General features: G+C 71.4%; 2 protein-coding genes. One reads left to right on the plus strand and one right to left on the minus strand.

Annotated features, from left to right (window positions below; all coding sequences use genetic code 11):
• Positions 1–356: TetR/AcrR family transcriptional regulator (locus ACFU99_RS44425; RefSeq protein ID WP_384404591.1), on the minus strand; the 356-nt coding region annotated here is incomplete at its 3' end.
• Between the two features lie 99 nt (positions 357–455).
• On the opposite strand from ACFU99_RS44425, the gene ACFU99_RS44430 reads away from it, so the two are divergent.
• Positions 456–1,069 (plus strand): zinc-binding alcohol dehydrogenase family protein (locus ACFU99_RS44430; protein WP_384404593.1); only part of this gene is annotated, 614 nt, incomplete at its 3' end.

Raw genomic sequence — 1,069 nt, forward strand, 5'->3', positions numbered from 1 at the left:
CGTTCCGCCCAGCCGGGCGTCGTCATCCGCTCCAGCGCGGCGACCAGCGTCTCCCGCAGCGCCTCGAAGACGGTGCCGCGACCGGGCGACAGGGATTCGACCTCGTCCAGGTAGGCCAGCCACAGCTCATGACTGGGGGCCAGGGCGGCGTCCTCCTTGCTGACGAAGTAGCGGAAGAACGTCCGCTTGGAGACCTCGACCTCGGCGCACACCTCGTCCAGCGTCGTCTCGGCGAACCCCCGCTCCTGGAAGAGCCGCAGGGCGGCGTCGATGAGCGCGTCCCGGGTCTGCCGTTTCTTGCGTTCCCGCAGCGAGGCGGGGCGCGGGGACGGCGACTGCGGGAGGCCATGGGACATGCGGCCACCCTACCAGCCATATAGCCACTGATAGGCTTTTGTCACTCAGTGGCATTTTGGGGAACTCCCGTATGGGAATTCCCATGAAGGAGAGTGGCTATGAAGGCCGTCATCGTGTCGTCGTTCGGAGGCCCCGAGGTGCTGCGTGTCGTCGATCGGCCCGCACCCCGCCCCGGACCGGGCCAGGCCCTGATCCGGGTGGAGGCCGCGGGGGTCGGCTACGTGGACGTCATGGCGCGCGACGGCGACTACCAGCCGCTGTCCGAGCCCGGCTTCGTTCCGGGCATGGAGGCGGCGGGCGCCGTGGCCGCGGTCGGCGAGGGTGTGGACGAGCACTGGATCGGCCGACGGGTCTTCGCGCTGACCGGAACAGGCGCCTACGCCGAATACGTCGTCGCCGACGTCCGCGGCCTCGCGCGCCTGCCGGAGTCCGTCAGCTCGGCGGACGCGGTCGCGCTCGGCGTGAACGCCCTGGTCGCGAGCCTGGGCCTGGACCGGACGCACATCGAGAAGGGCGAGCGGGTCCTGGTCAGGGGCGCCGGCGGCGGCATCGGGCTGATGGCCGCGCAACTGGCCGCCCTGTCCGGGGGCACGGTGACCGCGATCACCTCCTCACCCGAGCGCGCGGAACGCCTCCAAAACCTCGGCGTCGCGCACGTCCAGGACCGCACGGCGGGCGAGGACGGCGGCGCGGACGCCTACGACGTCATCGT

Origin of the sequence: Streptomyces sp. NPDC057654 (assembly GCF_042800135.1) — a bacterium.
GTDB lineage: Bacteria > Actinomycetota > Actinomycetes > Streptomycetales > Streptomycetaceae > Streptomyces.